The sequence below is a fragment of the Mesorhizobium sp. WSM4807 genome (assembly GCF_055811615.1).
Genome location: NZ_JBVVQY010000015.1, coordinates 26,874 through 45,342, shown reverse-complemented (window position 1 = coordinate 45,342; position 18,469 = coordinate 26,874). Strand labels below are relative to the sequence as shown.

The following is an 18,469-nucleotide window of genomic DNA, read 5'->3' as shown; positions in this document are numbered from 1 at the left end:
ATCCTTCCGTTTCGATCCAGAATCAGGACGCACGATACGGAATCCGACCGCGAATGCGGACCGTCTTCCGTTCGTTCTCTTCCATCCGGACTGTGACCGTCGGCTCCGGAATCACACCGGATCTGCTGACCCCTCCGGCTAACCGGAAAGCGCTCGCGGGCTTGGGCCGAAACCCTTACCGCCGGTGGGGACTTTCACCCCGCCCTGAGAACATTGACGGAGTTTGTATGGAAGGGGAGGGCGATGCTGTCAACCGCCGAGTCCATCGCGGATGGCGCAGAAATAGCGATCGGTTCCGGACCTTGTCACCCTTGAGGGCAAGAGAGGCGCGGGCAACCTGCCGCGTCAAATGGCGATCACGGGCAAGGCAGGCAGAACCTTGTCCAAGGTGATGGGAAATTCACGCACTCGCACGCCGGCCGCGTTGTAAATGGCGTTGGCGACAGCAGCCCCCGCACCGCAGACGCCGAGTTCGCCGAGACCCTTCGCGCCAAGTGGATTGGCCTTGTCGTCATGTTCCTCGAGGAAGACGACCTCCATCTCGGGGACGTCGCCGTTGATCGGGACATGATACTCGGCAAGGTCGTGATTGACGAAGTGGCCGTAGCGCGGGTCGAGCACCGTCTGCTCCATCAGCGCCGCGCCGATCCCCCAGGTCATGCCGCCGATGATTTGCGAGCGCGCGGTCTTGGCGTTGAGGATACGGCCCGCGCCCATCACAGCCAGCATCCGGCGCATGCGGATCTCACCGGTATCGCAATCGACAGCGACCTCGGCGAAATGCGCTCCATAGGAATGCTGCGAGTAGGCCTTGTACGACTCGGTGGCAGCGCCCGCGGCCACGGAGCCTTCGGCCTCGAACCCGTCGGGAGCGATCCTCCCGATGAGATCGGCCAGACTTGCCGACCGCTGGCCGACCCTGACCTCGCTGTCGGCAAAGCTTGCCTCGGTGGCGTTCGCGCCGCGCAACGGTGAGGCTTCGCTCGACTGCGCCGCCTCCAGGATACGTTGCTTGAGGGCGTTGCAGGCGTTATGCAGCGCCGAACCCGCGCTCGCGGCGCCCCAGGACCCGCCGGAGCCGGCGGTACGCGGGAAGCGGCTGTCGCCAAGCTCCACTTTGACGGACGAGATCGGCAGGCCGAGGCTCTCCGCAGCGATCTGGGTCAGGATCGTATAGCTGCCGGTCCCAATGTCGGTCATGTCAAGCCGCGCCGTCACCCGACCGTCCCCGTCGATCGCAACCCGCGCCGTCGCCGCGCCGATGTAGTTCGGACGGATCGCCGCTGCCATGCCGTAGCCGATGAGCTTCCGGCCCTCTCGGATGCTGCCCGGTGTCGGGTCTCTCCGCTCCCAACCGAAACGGCGGGCGCCTTCCTCCATGCAGGCGACGAGATTGCGGGTGGAGAACGGCACGCCGCGCTCGGGATCCTGTGCCGGTTCGTTGCGGATCCTGAGTTCGATCGGGTCCAGGCCGAGCCGCTCGGCGAGTTCATCCATGGCGCATTCGAAAGCCAGCATGCCGGGCGCTTCACCGGGCGAGCGCATCCATTCGCCGCGGTTGATATCCAGCGGAACCAGGCGATGGCGGGTGACACGGTTCGGCGCCGCATAGAGCGAGCGGGCAAAAACTGCCGTTTGCTCGCAGTATTCCTCGAAGCTGGACGTTGCGGACCAGACATCGTGCGCGATCCCGGTGAGCCGCCCGTCGGTGTCCGCGCCGAGACGTACCTGTTGGATCATCTCTGCGCGGTGTCCGGCATTGGCAAACATCTGTTGTCGCGTCAGCGCGATCTTCACGGGACGCTGCAGGACCTGCGCTGCAAGCGCGGCCAGGATCGTATCGGCATGGGCAATCAGCTTGGAGCCGAAGCCGCCGCCGATGAAGGGGCTGATGATGCGCACACGCTCTGGCGGGATGCGAAGCGTGCTGGCGACTCCAGCCCGGAAATTCGCGAGGGTCTGCGCCGATGTGTGGATCGTCAGCTCGTTGCCTGACCAGGCGGCGAGCGTCGCATGGGACTCCATCGGATTGTGATGTTCGAAGGGGGTCCGGTAAGTAGCATCGATCTTGACCGGAGCCGCAGCAAAGGCGCTCTCGAAGTCGCCGATCACGCTGTCGGTCTCGAAGCCGGCATTGGTTCGTTTTGGTGCGTAGGCGTCGGCCTTATGTCCCGGCAAATCGTAGACGCCCGGCTCCTCGTCGTAGCGCACTTTGATGAGGCCCGCGGCAGCGCGTGCCGCCTCGAACGTCTCCGCGACGACGAGCGCGACGGGCTCGTCGTAATACCGCACCCGCTCGCTGCTGAGCGCGGGCCGGGCGCGTGTGAAGACCTCTGGCACGGTCGGCGTGACCGCCGGGCCGAAATCCGGCTGGGGCGGCGCATTCCGGTGCGTCATGACGAGCAGCACTGCCGGCGCCCGTTCGGCTTCGGCCGTGTCGATCTCGGCGATGCGCCCCTTGGCGACGGCGGCGCCGAGAATATAGCCATAAGCCATATCATCCAGCGCATTCTCGTAGGCGTAGGTGGCACCGCCTCTCACTTTGAGCGGACCGTCGATACGGTCGATCGGCCGCCCGATGACGCCATTGCGTGGTTCGGACGTACGGCTCTCGCTGGTCTTCGTCTCTGTCATCGTGTCACCTCACGCACTCTCGACGGCAGCAGCGAGCGTGTGCCGCATCGTCCGCTTCGCCAGCGGGATCTTGAAATCGTTGCCGCCATGCCCGACTGCTCCGGCCAGCGCGGCTTCAGCCGCGTCGGTAAAGGCGTCGTCGGACGCCGCCGCTCCGGCGAGCGTGCGCTCCGCCTCCGTCGCGCGCCAGGGCTTCGCTGCAACGCCGCCCATGGCGATCCGAACGCTCCGGATACGATCGCCGCTCTTCTCGACGATTGCTGCCACCGACACCAGCGCGAAAGCGTAGGAGGCACGGTCGCGTACCTTGCGGTAAACCTGCCGGCCAGGTGGCGGGGGCGGCAGGGTGACCGCGGCGATCATCTCGCCGTGGCGGAGCGCGGTCTCGACATGGGGCGTCGCCTCGGGCAATCGATGGAAATCACCGATCGGGATCGTGCGGGTCTCGCCGCCGGGCGATATGGTCTCGATCCTGGCGTCGAGTCCGGACATGGCGACCGCCATATCGGAGGGATGCACCGCGATGCAGGCTTCGCTCGCGCCGAGTACGGCGTGCATACGGTTGAAGCCCTGAAGCGCCGCGCAGCCCGAACCCTGCTCGCGCTTGTTGCAAGGCATGTTGCGGTCGTAGAAGTAGGGGCAGCGCGTACGCTGCAGGAGATTGCCGCTGGTCGAGGCCTTGTTGCGTATCTGGCCGGACGCTCCCGCCAGCAGCGCTTGCGTGAGCATCGGGTAGCGCGACCTCACCCGCGGATCGGCGGCGAGATCGCTGTTGCGGACCTGGGCGCCGACCCGAAGCCCGCCTTCCGCCGTCTCCTCGATCCGATCGAGCGGCAGCCGGCTGATGTCGACGAGATGCGCTGGGCGCTCGATCTCGAGCTTCATCAGGTCGAGCAGGTTGGTGCCGCCGCTGATGAATTTGGCGTCCGGCCGCGCCGCAACCGCGGCGGCTGCCTGCTCGGCACTTGCCGCACGTTCATAAGTGAAGGATTGCATTGCTCACGCCCCCTCTGCCGCGTCGCGGATTGCAGCGACAATGTTCGGATAAGCGGCACAACGGCAGATGTTGCCGCTCATCCGCTCGCGGATCTCGGCATCGGTGAGAGCGACGGAAGCCGCCGCTACGTCGGCGCTCGCATGGCTCGGCCAGCCGGCCCTGGCCTCGCCCAGCATACCGACTGCGGAGCAGATCTGGCCCGGCGTGCAGTAGCCGCACTGGAAACCATCGCGGGCGACGAAGGCGGCCTGCACCGGATGCAGCCGGTCACCCTCGGCAAGGCCCTCGACCGTGGTGATCTCGTCGCCCTCATGCATTGCGGCAAGCGTCAGGCAGGAATTGATCCGGCGCCCATCGATGAGCACCGTGCATGCGCCGCACTGGCCGTGATCGCAGCCTTTCTTCGAGCCGGTGAGGCCGAGATGGTTGCGCAGAGCGTCGAGCAGCGTCGTCCGCGGGTCGATCTCGACGGCAAGGTCCTTCGCGTTGATCCGTAGCGACATCGGCATCGTCGGTACCGGCGTCGGAGAGGCGACCGCCGTGACGGTGTCGGCCGGCTCTGCGTCGACCGGTATACCGGTAGCCAGGAGCACGCCGGTCGCCACCCCGCCCTCCAGCACCGTTCGACGCGTCGGCCCGCTCCTGTTGTCTGTTTTGGCCATGCATGATCTCCCAGTCCTGTCACTCGTCGACACTGAAGCTGGGGATGCGCGCGGCGGCTTTCTTTCAAGAAACCGGCGGCAATGTCAGAATTCCGGAGAAGAATTCACCCGATAGACCCGAGGCGTCATGCCCCTGAGGCGCCGGAAGGTCGTGGTGAAGTGGCTCTGGCTTGAAAAGCCGAGGCGAAAGGCAATGGTACCGATCGACAAGCCCGTTTCGCGCAGCAGCATTTCCGCCCGCCGCACCCGTTCCTCGATCACATAGGCATAGGGCGCAAGGCCGGTCGTCGCCTTGAATCGGCGCGCAAAACTGTCGACGGCCATTCCCGCGACGGCTGCCAGCTCGCTTAGCGAAATGTCGGAATTCATATGTGCATCGATGTAAGCCCGAACTCGACCAAGCGCCCGACGGCTGAGACAGCCGTGACGTATGGACGGGTGTTGCTCCCGGTTCAGGTTGGCCACGCGGAGGCTGACGAGGGCGACCAGATGCTCGACATAGGCAGTGTCCGGCTTGTGGCCGAGTGCCATCTCGTCGCGAAGCGAACTCAGGAGCGTGGCGACGACTATGTCTTTCTTGTTCACCAGGATCGGCAGGTCTCTCAGGCGTTCGCATCCGGGAAGCCCAATATCGGGATCGATCCACAAGGCTGAATAGGAGAGATTTACGTCGCGATAAAAGCCGAGCCGCTCCGCGCCTGCGGGGACGAAGGTGAGGACTCCGGGCCGGTCCATCCCGTCGTAGAGGGATCTTGCCTCGTGCCGGATGGATGTGTGGGACGTTCCGCCTTCTTCGGTCAGCACGATCAGATGATGAGGGGCTGTCCAGCGGAGCTCCGCCTCCCGGCACGCCCACCGCCGATTGTCGAAAACGATCGAGGAGCTGACCCATGACGCGGTTTGCAGAGGCTCCGACTTCTCCTCCTGGCTCCGAACCCGTCCGTCACCAAGCAACGGTCTGAATGACATCGCGGTATCCCCGCTGGTTCACTCACGGAGCCGTGGCCAGCCCCGGCTTGAGCGTTGTGCGCCGCCCCGCCGCTACGCATACGGCGGTTTATGTGGGACAGGCATCGCGCGTTGGTAACCGCGCAGTGTTCAAGAAGTCGTGAGATCGGTCAAATCCAGCGCGCCTTCTGTCAACCGCCGAGCCCATCGCGGATAGCGCAGAAATAGCGATCGGTTCCGACCTGCCCGCCCTTTAAGGCAACCTCCAGTCCTTCGATCGCCTTGACGCGCGAGTGGGCGACGCAAAGCGGCGAGCCCGGCGAGTCGGGCAGCGGCATCCGCACCGTCAGCGCATCGACGCCCATCTGGCCGAGTGCGTGGCTCGACGTGTCGCCGCCGGCGATGACCACGCGCTGCAATTTCTGCTCGACCGTCAGCTCGCGAAGAAGTTCGCCGAGGCCGCGGCCAAGCTTGTGGCGGGCGCCTTCCTGCCGGTCGATTTCGGCGCCACGGTCGGCTGCTGGTCCAAGCGCCGTGTAGAGGACGACGCTGCGCCCGGCTTCCAGGCTGGCGCGACCGGCCAAGACCGCGCGCGCAATCGCGTCGCCGGAGGCTTCGGAAACCAGTTCGATAGGATCCACCTCGATCCCGTCGAAACCGTCCGTCAAAGCATGCCGTATCTGCCGCTCCGTTGTCGGCGAGCAACTGCCCGAGACCACCGCGATCCGGTCGGCCGCACCCGGGGGCGAAAAGCCGGGCTCGGCACGGACAATCCCGTCAGACGCCCATTCAGCCAGCAGCGCATATTCGATGCCCGAAGAGCCGACGACGAAAGTGCCGCCAGGCCTGCGAACGCGCCATATTTCCTTGCCGGCAAGCGCCTGAGTCTCGCGGCTGTCGACATCCAAAAGCACGATATCGCTGCCATTTTCGGCCAGACGATCGAACGCTGCCGAGCGCGATGCCGACTGCAGCGTCGCCAGGTCGACCAGCCCCGAGGTGAGGTCCGTCTGGCGCGACAGATGGATCAGCAGGTCGGATTCATCCATCGGTGTGGTCGGGTGGCGGCTCATCACGGGATGGCGATCGATACGGAAATATTTGTCGCGGTAGGCCGCAAACAGATGGCCGAAGGCGGTATACCGCTTGAGCTGCGGCGCGCCGACCACCAGCGGCACGCTGTCTTGGCTAAACACCGAGCGGCCGATCTCGATGGCGCGGCCGATGCTGCCGATCGTCGGGCTGGAATCGAAAGTCGAGCAGACCTTGTAGTGGCAGATCTCGGCGTTCAGCGCCTTCAGCCAGGCGAAGGCGTGCTTGAGATGCGTGTCCATCCATTGTGGTGTCTCGCTACGGCTGGTGCCGGCGAGGCCGATGGCACGGCAATGCCTGAACTGCGCAAGCAGCGCCTCGTCCGGCTGGCGCATGAACAGCACGGTCGCCACACCGCCGAGCTCGAGCGCCTCCATGACGTCGGTCGAGCCGGTGAGGTCGTCGCCATAGTAGCTCAGAAGCAGGTTTTGCATGGCGTCGCTTTGCTCAGGCCGCTTTGCCGTCGCCGAACTTTTCGATCGACCGCGCCAGTTCGGGATGGGTCAGGGCGAACTCCGCCAGCGGGATGCCCTCGACCGCCGCCTGCCAGGCTTGCTGCACGGCGCGGACGCCGGCACCCGGCCCGCCCGGGTGGCTGACGATGCCGCCGCCGCAGAGGTAGAGGAGATCGACCGTTCGGCCGGTTCGCTCGAAGGTTTCGGGAGCCTGTCCGCCCCATTGGCCGGAGCCGGCGACCGGCAGTGCGCAATCATCAGGCGAAAAGATCGGCATGGTCACCGCCTTGAAGGATTCGACGAATGACCAGTCCGGCTCCCAATATTTCGAGGCGATGCCGTTGATCTGGAACTGATCGACGCCGAGCAGCCGCCAGAATTGCTGCCAGACCTTGAAGTCCATGCCAAGGCCCGGGTGACGGGTGAGAATGTCCCAGCCGTTGCGGTGGGCGTGCAGCACCAGGCTGGAGCGCTTTCTGAGGAAGGCCATGCCGCCGAAGCCGACGGAATTGATGTTGACCACCGCGCAATTGCCGCCGGCCCGCGCCACCAGATCATGGTTGCGCATCATCTCGTCAGGGTCGGCATGCGAGATGCCGAAGGCATACATGACCTTCTTGCCGGTCTTCTGCTCATGGTCGAGGATCAGCGGCATGATCGCCTTGACCCGTTCCGACAGAGGCGAATAGGCCGGGCTCATCAGCTTCTCGTCGTCCTTGATGAAATCGACGCCGGCGGCGATCAGCTCACCGACCATCTCCGCCGTCTCGGGCGGGCGCAGCCCCAGCGCCGGCTTGACGATCGTCCCGATAATCGGGCGGCCCTCGACGCCGGTCAGCCGGCGGCTGCCGGCGACGCCGAATTGCGGGCCCGGATGCGCTTCCCGGTATTCGTCCGGCAACTTCAAGTCGACGACGCGGATGCCGGACAGGCCCTTGATCGAAAAGGCGCCACCGATGGCGATGGTCATCAGCGCCGAAAGGTCGGTGCCGATGGCATCGAGCGGAAACGCGATATCGACATCCGCGCGCTTGAAAGGCCCGTCGCCGGCTTCGGGAAGGGACGGGCGATCGGCGTCCGGCAGATGCCTAATCGCAAGAACACGCGCCGCTACCCGCGCCTTGAGCTCCTCGGTCTCGCCGGCCAGCGCGACGAAGGTTCCCGTCGACTGGTCGCTGGCGATCTTGGCCGCCAGCGCCTCGATGCTGCCTGAGGTTTCGATGCGGTAGGTGAGGGTGATCATAGTTCGAAAAAAATTCCCTGATCCTGGAAATCTGGTATAATGAGTACATAAGTATTGCAAGCGATATCCTGCTCGGCACGCATTCCGGGATTCGTGATGGCAATGCTAAACGAGACCGGTCAAGGGAGTGATTCGCGACGATGAACCGTTCGGAGCCGATCGTCCGGCGCAAACTTTCCGACGAAGTATTTTTGAGACTGAAGCGCTTGATCACCAGCGGCGAATTGCAGCCGGGCGATGACATGCCGTCGGAGCGCGAGTTGATGGAACGCTTCGAGGTCGGCAGGCCGGCGATCCGCGAAGCGATGCAGGCGTTGAGCAATATGGGTCTCGTCGCGATCTCGCATGGCGAGCGGGCGAAAGTGCTCCAGCTGACCGCCAAGTCGATCATCAAACAGGTCGACGGCGCGGCCAAGATCATCCTGTCGTCGTCGAAGGACACGCTGGAGCACCTCAAGAATGCCCGTATCTTCTTCGAGCGCGGCATGGTCAGGGAAGCCGCCGAAAAGGCCACAGCAGAGGACGTTCAGCGGCTGCGGGCAACCGTTGCCGAACAGCGGAGCTTCCGCGGCGATTCCGAGGCCTTCATATCCGCTGACATGAAGTTTCATACCCAGATCGCGGCAATATCCGGCAACCCGATTTATGTCGCGGTCAGCGAAGCGATGCTTGGCTGGCTGAAGGAATATCACACCGAGATGCTGATCTGGACCGGCAAGGAAAAGTTCACGCTGACCGAGCATGAAGAGATCATCGGGCGCATCGAGCAGAAGGATGCGGACGGCGCCGAAAAGGCGATGATCAAGCACCTCGAGCGCTCACGCGCGCTCTATGTGATGAATTCCGGCAGCTGATTCACCCGATCCGGGTGATCGCGTAAGGCGTCATCACAAGGTGGCGTCGTTCGAACCCGGAAATATCAACCGTCACTTCGCTCGCCGTCAGGTTCGCTAGCCACATGACGGTCTTGCCCGAAGGAGAACGGGCGGCCAGCGTGAGCACCCGCGTCTCATCGCTCGTCCTCGCCGCCACGTGCCTGAAGCCGGCCAGTTCGCAAAGCCCCTGTACGGCCCGGAAGATCGGCCTGGCGTCACCTTCGCCGACGGGTTCCCCGGATGCCGCCAGCACGCCGAAGGATCCGGTAAAACTGGACAGCGTGAGCATCTCCAGTCTGGCCGGCGCGACGCGCGCGGCGTAGCCGATCGTCCATGCAGCCGCGAACAGGCCGGCATGGCGCGGATCCCGGTCGGCCATGGCAATGCGCTGATTGTGCGGGTTGGCCTTGGTCGCGCCGCCATAAGGGTTCTGCCGCATGGCGATGGTCGACGGGCCGATCCGGTAGGGTTTTGCCCCGAAGATCGCCCGCACCGATGCGGTGATGAACGGCAGCGCCTCCAGCGATTGCATGACGCTGAGATCGTCGGCGGCGTGCACGATCGGACAGGTGCAGTGGGTGACGAAATCGAGCAGGTCGGCGGGAACACGCTTGCGGTTGAGTTCGGTGAAATAGCTGAACATGCCGCCGCCGAGGCGGATGTCGGGGAAGGCCCGCCGCGCCCCTGTATAGACATCTTCAAGCGGCGGACATTCGGGCCAGGCGCTGCCCGGCGGCGTCGACTGCCGGTCGACCGAAGGTGAAACGGCAATGTCTGAGAGCTTCAGCCCGGCGTGACGCATCATGCCGGCGACGCCTGAAAGCTCGGCGTCGAGATCACCCTCGCAGGAAACGACGCATTCAAGCGTCGTCTCGACCGGGTAGGCGGCAGCAAGCCGGGCATAGGACTGCAAGACGTCGAGGTCGTGGCCGCGCGTCGGATCGTAGTGGAACATCAGCTGTTGCGGGCCAAGCGCCGACAGTGCCGGCAGGTTCGCAAGCGCTGCCTCGACCTCGCCCGGATAGATGATCACGCCGATATCCGGCAGCAGCGGTCCGGCTTCGCCGAGCTCGATGCGGACAGGTTCGTCGGCTGCTTCGGCGGCAGGCACTTTCCCGTCGCAGGTCACACGCAGACTGATCGTCTGGCGCAGAGTCTCGCGGGCGGGGAGCATATAGGGCCACGGCAGCGCGAGCGGCCGGACATAGGTCTTGTAGGACGCATCCGACCAGTTGCGCTGGTCCTCCATTTCGAACGCATCGCCTTCCATCCGGCATTCGGCGATAACGCCGGGCCGGACCTCATGGGTGATCGCCCGCAGATCCTTGAAAGGCTGCCAAGGGTCGATCAGATGCGGAAGCTTTGTTTCCACCACGCTGCCGTCGGTGTGCTCGACCGTGACCGGGCTGCCGGCCAGGCCGGCGATTGGATGCAGGATGCAGAAACCGCAGCGATTGGTTTCGAAATCGCTTTCGGGGAGTGCGCTCACGTCGAAAGCCAGATGGCCGTCGGCGGAAGCCTTGATCGTCGCGCGAAAGTCGAGCCGGCTTCGCTCTGGTCCGGCACAACTTGCCGAATAGCTGACGGAGAAAGTGTCGGCGCCCTGGTCGATGACTAAATCCGTAAGCGCCGGCTCATAGGTACCCCAGTCGCGATCCCGGACGATGTAGGCGATGGCGCGCAGCACTTCGATGCCGCCATGGCGGATGGTGCGCAGATTGCCGTTGACGAAGTCGGCGGTGAGCGCGCCGGCGCGCAGCCCGACCGGCTCGGCCTCGACCGCATGCGTGCCATAGAGGAGGAAGGCGTCGGCGGTCATCCGAGCAAAGCGTCGAGCTGCACCGGTTCACGGCTCGCAGCACCTGCATAGGCGGCTTCGACCAGCGCCAAAGTCCTAAGATTGTCCGCTCCCGAGGTTGCCGGCTCGGTCCCGTTCGCCAGGCAGTCGACCCAGTGCTTTTGAATGGCGACGACGCTTTCCTGGATGTTGTGCCATGGGCGCGATGCCCAGGGCAGCAGCGGCGGCGAGACGTCGCTGACCATCGTTCCGTTTCTGCCGGTGACGGTAAGCTGGTAATCTTGTGCAAGCCGGATCGTGCCATCGCTGCCGTCGATCTCGACCAGCGTCTGCGGAAACGGTTCGGTCGCGAGCTTGGTCGCATAGCTGCAATCGACCACGGACGTTGCGCCGCTCTTGTGGTCCATCAGCATGGTAGCGACGTCCTCGCCGGCAATGTTGGCATTAATGCGAGCGGTTCGTGTCGTGATCGTCGCCACGTCGCCCAGCAAAAAGCGGGCAATGTCAAGACTATGGATGCCGAGGTCCTCGATAATGAAACGCTTTCCCGTCGCCAGATAGGGCTGGCCGGAAAACACGTCATAGGCCGAGCGGAACGAAACCCGTCCGAAGAAGGGCGTGCCGATGTCGCCGCTGTCGAGCACGGCACGCACCGCCTGGATCGGCGACTGCCAGCGAAAATTTTCATGCACCATCAACGGCACGCCGGCGTCAGTGCATGCCTTCACCATGGCCTTGGCGTCGGCAAGCGACGGCGCGAATGGTTTTTGGCAGATCGCCGGAACGCCGTGCCGTGCTGCCATCTCGACGAGCGAACGATGGCTCGGCGCGGTGGTGGCGATATCGACGAAATCCAGGCTTTCGCCGGCGAAAAGTGCTGCCGCGTCGGTGTAGCGTCGCGCGATACCGAACTGGTCGCCGACGACCGTGAGCCGTTCCGGGTCACGGTCGCAGAGGGCGACGATCGAGACATTGGCGATTTCGCGCCAAGCGTGCATCTGGTTGACGGCAAAGAAGCCGCAGCCGATCAGCGCTCCACGCAGTTCCGCCACCATCAGCCTGCCTTTGCCATCTGCATCAGCGTCACGCGGCTCTGCAGCCGGCGCTGCGCCTGGTCGACGACGACGGCGACGATGATGACGAGGCCCTTGATCACCATCTGCCAGAACGAGCTTACGCCCATCATCACCAGCCCGTCCGAGAGAATGCCGATGACGAAGGCGCCGACGATAGTGCCGCCGATCGTGCCGCGGCCACCCGACATCGAGGTGCCGCCGAGCACCGCCGCGGCGATGGCGTTGAGCTCGAAGCTTTCGCCGGTCGCCGGATGCGAGGCCATCAGTTCGGACGAGATGATTAGGCCGACGATTGCCGCGCAAAAGCCAGAGAACATGTAGACGAACATCTTCACCATATTGACCCTGACGCCCGAAATCCGCGCCGCCCGTTCGTTGCCGCCGACGGCGAAGATGTGGCGGCCGAGCGGGGTGTATTTGGCCAGATAAGCCGCCCCAAGTGCTACGACGACAAGAATCCATATCGAGACCGGCAGGCCGAGCAGCCGGCCGGCGCCGAGAAAGCCGAATCCTGTCGTGCCCAGATCGGGCTTGCCGACGAGGTTCGGGAAGGTGCGGCCATCGGACGACAGCAGCGCCAGGCCGCGCGCGACGTAGAGCACGCCGAGCGTGGCGATGAACGGCGCGACATTCAGCCTGGTGATCAGCAATCCGTTGACTGCGCCGATCAGTATGCCGACCGCAAGTGTGATCAGTGCGATCTCGAAGACGTTGAAATAGATCGTGTAGCCGATCTGCAGGTCGATGCCGTTGAGCACGAGATAGCCCGCGACCATGCCGCACAGGCCGACGATCGAACCAACCGACAGGTCGATGCCTCCGGTGATGATGACGAAGGTCATGCCCATGGCCAGGAAGGCGTTCAGCGCCACGTGCTTCGACATCAGGATCAGATTGGCGGCCGACAGGAAATTCGGCGCTGCGATCGAGAAGAAGATCAGGACGGCGATCAGCGCGATGAACGTCCTCGCCTTCATCAGCGTCAGCAGCACGGAGCCGTTCGAGGCGGAGGCAACAGACGCCTTGGCCGGGAAATCAGTCATGGGCGTGGCTCTCCGTGTGCGGGACCGGCCCGTGACCAAGCGCCGATGCGGCGACAAGTGCCGCCTCCGTTGCCTCAGCGCGATCGAACATGCCGGTCAGTTTTCCATTGCTCATCACCGCGATCCGGTCTGACAGCGCCATCACCTCGTCGAGATCCGAGGTGGCGAAAAGTATGCCCAGTCCGTCGCGGGAGAGTTTGCGCATGGTGCGGAAGACGTCGGCCTTGGCGCCGACATCGATGCCGCGGCTTGGTTCGTCCATCAACAGCACCTTCGGTCCGGTGAGCAGCGCCTTGCCGATCACCACCTTCTGCTGGTTGCCGCCCGACAGCGACGAGACCTCCTGCGCCGGGTCGGCGACCTTGATCGCCAGCTCCCGCACCATCTGCGTCACCGCCTGGTTTTCCCTGGCGCTGCGGATATGGAACAGGCGGACAAACCGCGACAGGCTGGCCAGCGTCAGATTGCTGGCGACCGAGAGGATCGACACCAGACCTTCGCGCTGGCGATCCTCGGGGATCAGCGCCAGCCCGCGCCGGATGCGCCGTGTCGTGTCGCGCTCCTTCACCTTCTTGCCGGCAATGAAGATCGTTCCGGTTGCATGGCCGTGGCGACCCATGATGCAGTCGAACAACTCGCTGCGACCGGCGCCCATCAGCCCGTAAATGCCAAGGATTTCGCCGGCACGCAGCGACAGCGAGACATGATCGACCGCAAGCCCGCCGGTCACGCGCGGCAGGCAGACGTCCTCGGTGCGGAATATCTCTTCGCCCGGAACGTGGCCGTCGGCCTTGGCGAAGTCCTTGGCGTCCGAGCCGATCATCTGCCGCACGATCCATTGCGTGTCGACTTGTCTCATCTTCTCTTGGCCGGTGATCCGCCCATCGCGCAGCACGGTGATGTAGTCGCCGATGCGGATCAGCTCCTCGAGCCGGTGCGAGATATAGACGATCGCCACGCCGCGCGCCTTGAGGTCGGCGATCACCTTGAACAGGATCTCGACTTCCGCCGCACTCAGCGCCGAGGTCGGTTCGTCCATGATCAGGATCCGCGCATCGAGCGAAACCGCCTTGGCGATCTCGACCAGCTGCTGCTGGCCGATGCGCAAATCCTCGACCAGCATATCGGGCCGGATGCCGGCTTCCAGGCGCTCGAGAAATTCCGCCGCGCGGCGCTCCTGTTCGCGGCTGTCGATCTTGCGGAACCGGTTGGTGATCTCGCGCGTGGCGAAAATATTCTCGGCGACCGTGAGATTGCCGAACAGGTTCAGCTCCTGGAACACCATGCCGATGCCGCGGCTCACGGCGTCCCCCGACGATGAGAAGGAAACCTCCTCGCCCTCCAGGAGAATGCGGCCGAGCGTCGGCTGTTCGACGCCGGCGATGATCTTCATCAGCGTCGATTTGCCGGCACCGTTCTCGCCGACCAGCACGTTGACCGCGCCCTTGCGCACCTCGAAATTCGCGCGCTTGACCGCGACGGTGCCCGAGTAAACCTTCGAGACGTCTTCCAGTTTCAGGATGATATCGTGATCGATGGCGGCATTCATGGCTTCGGCCCGATCTCTGCCTCCGCCGGCGTCACCAGCGGCAGGTCCTGGCCGCTGCCCATGGCATAGGCGCCGACAACCCTAACGCTCCGGCCCTCCAGCGCTTCGCGCGGCAGCTTGGAAAGCACTGTCCTGTCGGCATAGATGTTGAACGCCTTGCCGAACTGGGCGAAGTCGATCTGGTTGGTGAAATCGTTGAACTGGATGAAGTCGAGACTGTCGCGCAGCGCGGTGCCACGCATCGCCGGTCCGATCTGCACCCGCGCATCCGCCTTGCCGTCGCCGTCGGCATCGACGTCCATGGTCGCCGCGCGTGACTGTGTATTCGCCGTGACCACCTTGCCTTCGAGGTGAACCGCAAAGGTCCATGGCGAGTTCGCCTGCTTCTTCGGATTGCCATACTTGGCGCCGGCAGCCGCTGGATCGGCTTTCGCCAGGGCATGAACCTCGGGAAACGGCCCGGCCTTCTGCTGGAGATAGGGCACCACCTTGGCAGCCCAGATATCCCCGACCATCTTGTCCGCATTGAAGACCGGCGCTTTGCCGTCGTTCTCTCCGGATGGTGTCGGCAGGATCTTGCAGGCGGTCAGGCTGATGCCGAGTATCGCAGCAAGGATCGGCGCGGCGAGGATCGACCAGGTCTGCTTGTTCAACATGTCGGCTTGTTCGGCATGGCGGTCAGGGCACCCAGGAAATGGAAGCAAGGGACGAGCCGGAAGCTCGTCCCTTGCGATTGATGTTACGCCGGCTCAGTTGGTCAGCGCGAAGGTTTCCAGCTTGGCGGCATTGTCGCTATTGATCAGGACGCAGTCCATCAGCTGCTTTTCCTCGGCCGGAGACTTCTTGTTCTTGATGAAGTCGTTGGCCTGCTCGACTGCCATCTGCGCCTGCGCATAGGCCGGTTGCAGGACTGTGGCCTTGATGCCGCCAGAGGCGATCGAGTCGCGCACGTCGTTCGATCCGTCGAAGCCGACGACAATGACGTCCTTGCGGCCAGCGGCGGCAAGCGCTGCATAGGCGCCCATCGCCATCGTATCGTTGCCGGAAATCACGCCCTTGATGTCCGGGTTGGCCTGGAGGATCGATTCCATCTTGGAATAGGCCTCGGTCTGGCTCCAGTTGGCCGACTGTTGCGCCACCATCTTCAGGTCCGGATAGTCGTCGATGACATCGTGGTAACCCTTCGAGCGGATGCCGGCATTGGTGTCGGATTCCTTGCCGACCAGCTCGACGAAATTGCCCTTCTCGCCCATCAGCTTGACGAACTCCTGCGCGCCGAGCTGGGCGCCCTGGTAGTTGTTGGAGACGATTTGCGCGACGGCGACGCCGGTGGCGTTGATCTCGCGATCGATCAGGAACGAGGGAACACCCGCATCCTTGGCTTTCTGCACGGCGGCGACGGTGGCGTCGGCGCCGGCATTGTCGAGGATGATCGCCTTTGCGCCGCGGCCGATCGCGGTGTCGATCAGCTCGGACTGCTTGTTGGCGTCGTCGTCATGGACAAGCACCAGTGCTTCGTAGCCGAGTTCCTTGGCCTTGGCTTCCGCGCCGACGGCTTCGGCCTTGAAGAATGGATTGTCGTGCGAGGGCGTGATGATGGCAATGAAATCCGCCGCGTAGGCGGGTGCGGCGGTGCCAAGCGCCAGCATGCCGGCGAAAGCCGCAAGTGTCATTCTGCGAGTGAGTTTCATGATTTCCTCCCGTTTGAAAAAGCCTGTGCCTCCGCGGCCCAGGCTAAAATGCATCCCAGTTCGCCAGGCGGATCGCGTCCGTGTCGCGGATCGGTCATTTGCCGGCTCACCTGGGCGGATCATCCTGTTCGATTCCGTCCCCAGGCTGCCCCTCCACCTGCCATCTACCCAACTTTCAGCCCGGCCTCGGCTTGCCAAAGCCATTCCAACAGCTAAGCCAACTGGTATAATGAGTCAATCACAAATTCAGATGATATGTATCTGATGAGCAGCGAGCGGCTCCTGCATCTGCCACCGGCCATCGGAGAGTCATCCACCAAGACCGATACTTCGTTCCCTACGATGCGCCGGCAGCTGGCCAAGCCGGATAACCACCACCGTAAGGGGTATGATACGCGGGGTGAGAGCGTAATAAGTAAGTAAAGAGGAGACACTCCTAAGCCTTATTCGGTGCTCAGCGGTACGCGCGGGCTTTGCTAGTATCGCGCTTTGGTTGTGGAATTTCTCCGCGGCCCCAGCCTGCGCGCGGGTTTCCTTATGAATCCGTTCGCGGCAAGGATCGCGTTGCCGGTGAGGTTCAGCTATGAATTTTGTGCAGAGTTCCAGGCCGTCATCCTGCAGTCCCGCGCTAAGCTTTGCTGACCGACGGCATTTGGCTTCATTTCGTGGCATCTGCGGCAGGAGCTGCAGCGCCATGTTGTGCCTCATTTCGTTCTGTATCATCCTGCTGCTGGAATCCGCTGCACACGGTCGGCCGAAGGCTGACGACAGACTTGCCCCGCGAGACACGATCGAACTGCACGTTTGGCGATGGACTGCCTTGCGCGATGGCGTTTTGGAGGCGTTGCAGCTCAACCATACTTTCACCATCGACTCGGCTGGCACGCTTGACCTTCCAGTGATCGGGAACATTGCCGCCGCAGGTCTGCGTGAGGAGGAGCTGGCAGAGCTGATTTCCGATCGCTTGCAAGTCAGAAGCGGCCGTCAAGAACGGGCGGATACAACCGTCAAACTGATACAAAATCCGCCCTCGGACATCACAGGTTCGGTGGAACACCCGGGCAAACAAAAAGCGCCCGAATCGCCGGCAGACGCAGCCGACGACAGCTCTTCGGCCGTGGCTTCGGAACGCGCCAGTGTCGAGAAGGGCCAGGCCGGGGCGCAACCGAGCGTGCGCGGTTCCCACACACGTTGGGAGCCTGCAGCGGAGCAGCAGCAAGCTCTGGAAGGGGAACGGTTGAAAATGAATGAATTGCTGAATGAGCTGTCGGCCGCTCGTATGGAAGTCGCGGCAGCTCGCGGGGAAGCACTTGCGGCTCGCCAGACTGCTCGCAACGATGCCGTCCGAGACAATCAGAACCTTGCGACGGCGCGTCAACGGGCTGCCGCCTTGGTGCAGGAACTCGATGCGGTGCGGACTGACCGCGGCGCACTGGAACAGAAGCTCCTTGCGGCGCTGAGGGAAGTCGACGCGCTCAGGAAGAGCGTGCAGCCGGCCCGCGGTGATCATGAGGGCCGCGAATTGGCGGCGGCGCGAGCGGAACTGGGCGCGATGCAGCGCGGCGCACGCGACGCCAGCGCGCAGGCACGTGCGGTAGCCGACATGATGGCTGAACAAGGACAAGCCCTAAAACAGCAACGGCGAAGAGCCGAAGAGCTCGCGCTCGATCTGGAAGTGGCGCAACGCGAAGTCAACGGCTTAAAGGCCAAAGCCATTCTCGCGGATCACGAGAAGGCCGCCATGCTTGAAGCGCGTCACTCTATGGAGGCCTCTCTGGCTGAGGCGCAGCGAGCGCTTGATGAGGAGAGGCACAAGGCTGAGCGCTTCGAACGCGAACTCACCGCGGCGCGCCAAACTATCGACGCTCTTAAGACAAGCGCAAATCTGGCTGTGGTCGCGCAGACCAACGCCATCAAGGACCGACAGGTGGCCGAGGCGGCTTTAAAGCGAGCTGGCGACGCACTCGAACTGGAACGCGAACGGGCAGATTCAGCCGCACGTGATCTCGACAGGGCTCGCCGGGAACGCGACGCGGCAAAGCAGGTAGCGAGCCGCGTCTCGATAGAGCTGAGCGTAGCGTTGGAGCAAGAACGCAACAAGGCCATCGGTCTAGCCCGCGACCTCAGCGCCGCGCGTAAGGCAATTGACCTCAGCAAGGCCCAGGGTGAGCGTCGCACTGAGCGTATGAACCGCGCTCCGAAAGCACGTGCCACCGCAACTTCACGTGCAGATGTGTCTGCGCGCTCGCGACCAGCCCGTCAACCGGGGTTGCGGGAAAACCGCAAAGTGAAGGTCAAAAGGCCATCGCGACCTGTCCTGGTGGCGACCATCGCGCTTCCCGACGCATTGCTCCCGACGCGACCGCCGAAGCTCGGCTCTCGCTAGCGAGGGCTGATGGCGGAGGG

At 63.8% G+C, this 18,469-nt stretch carries 14 protein-coding genes and 1 riboswitch; of the genes, 2 read left to right on the top strand and 12 right to left on the bottom strand.

What is annotated here, in order from left to right; all coding sequences use genetic code 11:
- Positions 1-69 precede the first annotated feature (69 nt).
- A riboswitch (FMN riboswitch) is annotated at positions 70-216 on the bottom strand.
- Positions 217-345: 129 nt separating this feature from the next.
- From AC0L3N_RS20010 to oiaX, 6 genes are all read right to left on the bottom strand, one after another.
- Positions 346-2,634 carry a xanthine dehydrogenase family protein molybdopterin-binding subunit gene (locus AC0L3N_RS20010; RefSeq protein WP_473549178.1) on the bottom strand — a complete coding sequence of 763 codons (2,289 nt, stop codon included), beginning with the start codon at positions 2,632-2,634 and terminating at the stop codon, positions 346-348.
- 9 nt (positions 2,635-2,643) lie between these two features.
- Positions 2,644-3,630 (bottom strand): FAD binding domain-containing protein, encoded by a 987-nt coding sequence (locus tag AC0L3N_RS20005; RefSeq protein ID WP_473549177.1) that lies wholly within the window; start codon positions 3,628-3,630, stop codon positions 2,644-2,646.
- 3 nt (positions 3,631-3,633) lie between these two features.
- A complete protein-coding gene (locus tag AC0L3N_RS20000; RefSeq protein ID WP_473549176.1) occupies positions 3,634-4,293 on the bottom strand; it encodes a 2Fe-2S iron-sulfur cluster-binding protein in 660 nt (219 codons plus the stop codon).
- Positions 4,294-4,377: 84 nt separating this feature from the next.
- Complete coding sequence (locus AC0L3N_RS19995) at positions 4,378-5,262, bottom strand: AraC family transcriptional regulator (protein WP_127289621.1); 885 nt, start codon at positions 5,260-5,262, stop codon at positions 4,378-4,380.
- A gap of 170 nt (positions 5,263-5,432) precedes the next feature.
- Positions 5,433-6,767, bottom strand: coding sequence for a four-carbon acid sugar kinase family protein (locus AC0L3N_RS19990; RefSeq protein ID WP_473549175.1), 1,335 nt, complete (start codon positions 6,765-6,767; stop codon positions 5,433-5,435).
- 13 nt (positions 6,768-6,780) lie between these two features.
- Positions 6,781-8,031, bottom strand: coding sequence for a 3-oxo-isoapionate-4-phosphate decarboxylase OiaX (gene oiaX, locus AC0L3N_RS19985; protein WP_473549174.1), 1,251 nt, complete (start codon positions 8,029-8,031; stop codon positions 6,781-6,783).
- Positions 8,032-8,171: 140 nt separating this feature from the next.
- On the opposite strand from oiaX, the gene AC0L3N_RS19980 reads away from it, so the two are divergent.
- Positions 8,172-8,885, top strand: coding sequence for a transcriptional regulator NanR (locus tag AC0L3N_RS19980; protein WP_123146913.1), 714 nt, complete (start codon positions 8,172-8,174; stop codon positions 8,883-8,885).
- 1 nt (position 8,886) lies between these two features.
- On the opposite strand, the gene apnL is transcribed toward AC0L3N_RS19980, so the two are convergent.
- The 6 genes from apnL to AC0L3N_RS19950 all read right to left on the bottom strand — a co-directional run bounded on the left by apnL (position 8,887) and on the right by AC0L3N_RS19950 (position 16,063).
- Complete coding sequence (gene apnL / locus AC0L3N_RS19975) at positions 8,887-10,725, bottom strand: D-apionate lactonase (RefSeq protein WP_473549173.1); 1,839 nt, start codon at positions 10,723-10,725, stop codon at positions 8,887-8,889.
- Complete coding sequence (locus tag AC0L3N_RS19970; RefSeq protein WP_473549282.1) at positions 10,722-11,756, bottom strand: Gfo/Idh/MocA family protein; 1,035 nt, start codon at positions 11,754-11,756, stop codon at positions 10,722-10,724. The genes apnL and AC0L3N_RS19970 overlap by 4 nt, the downstream gene beginning before the upstream one ends.
- Positions 11,757-11,758: 2 nt before the next feature.
- Entirely contained in the window at positions 11,759-12,823 is a 1,065-nt protein-coding gene (locus tag AC0L3N_RS19965) for an ABC transporter permease (RefSeq protein WP_473549172.1), read from the bottom strand.
- Complete coding sequence (locus AC0L3N_RS19960) at positions 12,816-14,372, bottom strand: sugar ABC transporter ATP-binding protein (RefSeq protein ID WP_473549171.1); 1,557 nt, start codon at positions 14,370-14,372, stop codon at positions 12,816-12,818. The genes AC0L3N_RS19965 and AC0L3N_RS19960 overlap by 8 nt, the downstream gene beginning before the upstream one ends.
- Positions 14,369-15,028 carry a DUF2291 family protein gene (locus AC0L3N_RS19955; protein WP_473549170.1) on the bottom strand — a complete coding sequence of 220 codons (660 nt, stop codon included), beginning with the start codon at positions 15,026-15,028 and terminating at the stop codon, positions 14,369-14,371. Before AC0L3N_RS19955 ends, AC0L3N_RS19960 begins: the two co-directional genes overlap by 4 nt.
- A 93-nt stretch (positions 15,029-15,121) precedes the next feature.
- Positions 15,122-16,063, bottom strand: a complete 942-nt coding sequence (locus AC0L3N_RS19950; protein WP_473549169.1) for a substrate-binding domain-containing protein — start codon at positions 16,061-16,063, stop codon at positions 15,122-15,124.
- Positions 16,064-16,757: 694 nt separating this feature from the next.
- Between AC0L3N_RS19950 and AC0L3N_RS19945 the strand changes: the two genes are divergently transcribed.
- Positions 16,758-18,449: a polysaccharide biosynthesis/export family protein gene (locus tag AC0L3N_RS19945; protein ID WP_473549168.1), complete on the top strand. Its 1,692-nt coding sequence runs from the start codon at positions 16,758-16,760 to the stop codon at positions 18,447-18,449.
- Positions 18,450-18,469: the final 20 nt, after the last annotated feature.

Coding starts and splice junctions, on each gene's coding strand:
- AC0L3N_RS20010 (WP_473549178.1), bottom strand. CDS start 2,634: ATGACAGAGACGAAGACCAGCGAGAGCCGTACGTCCGAACCACGCAAT.
- AC0L3N_RS20005 (WP_473549177.1), bottom strand. CDS start 3,630: ATGCAATCCTTCACTTATGAACGTGCGGCAAGTGCCGAGCAGGCAGCC.
- AC0L3N_RS20000 (WP_473549176.1), bottom strand. CDS start 4,293: ATGGCCAAAACAGACAACAGGAGCGGGCCGACGCGTCGAACGGTGCTG.
- AC0L3N_RS19995 (WP_127289621.1), bottom strand. CDS start 5,262: ATGTCATTCAGACCGTTGCTTGGTGACGGACGGGTTCGGAGCCAGGAG.
- AC0L3N_RS19990 (WP_473549175.1), bottom strand. CDS start 6,767: ATGCAAAACCTGCTTCTGAGCTACTATGGCGACGACCTCACCGGCTCG.
- oiaX (WP_473549174.1), bottom strand. CDS start 8,031: ATGATCACCCTCACCTACCGCATCGAAACCTCAGGCAGCATCGAGGCG.
- AC0L3N_RS19980 (WP_123146913.1), top strand. CDS start 8,172: ATGAACCGTTCGGAGCCGATCGTCCGGCGCAAACTTTCCGACGAAGTA.
- apnL (WP_473549173.1), bottom strand. CDS start 10,725: ATGACCGCCGACGCCTTCCTCCTCTATGGCACGCATGCGGTCGAGGCC.
- AC0L3N_RS19965 (WP_473549172.1), bottom strand. CDS start 12,823: ATGACTGATTTCCCGGCCAAGGCGTCTGTTGCCTCCGCCTCGAACGGC.
- AC0L3N_RS19960 (WP_473549171.1), bottom strand. CDS start 14,372: ATGAATGCCGCCATCGATCACGATATCATCCTGAAACTGGAAGACGTC.
- AC0L3N_RS19955 (WP_473549170.1), bottom strand. CDS start 15,028: ATGTTGAACAAGCAGACCTGGTCGATCCTCGCCGCGCCGATCCTTGCT.
- AC0L3N_RS19950 (WP_473549169.1), bottom strand. CDS start 16,063: ATGAAACTCACTCGCAGAATGACACTTGCGGCTTTCGCCGGCATGCTG.
- AC0L3N_RS19945 (WP_473549168.1), top strand. CDS start 16,758: ATGTTGTGCCTCATTTCGTTCTGTATCATCCTGCTGCTGGAATCCGCT.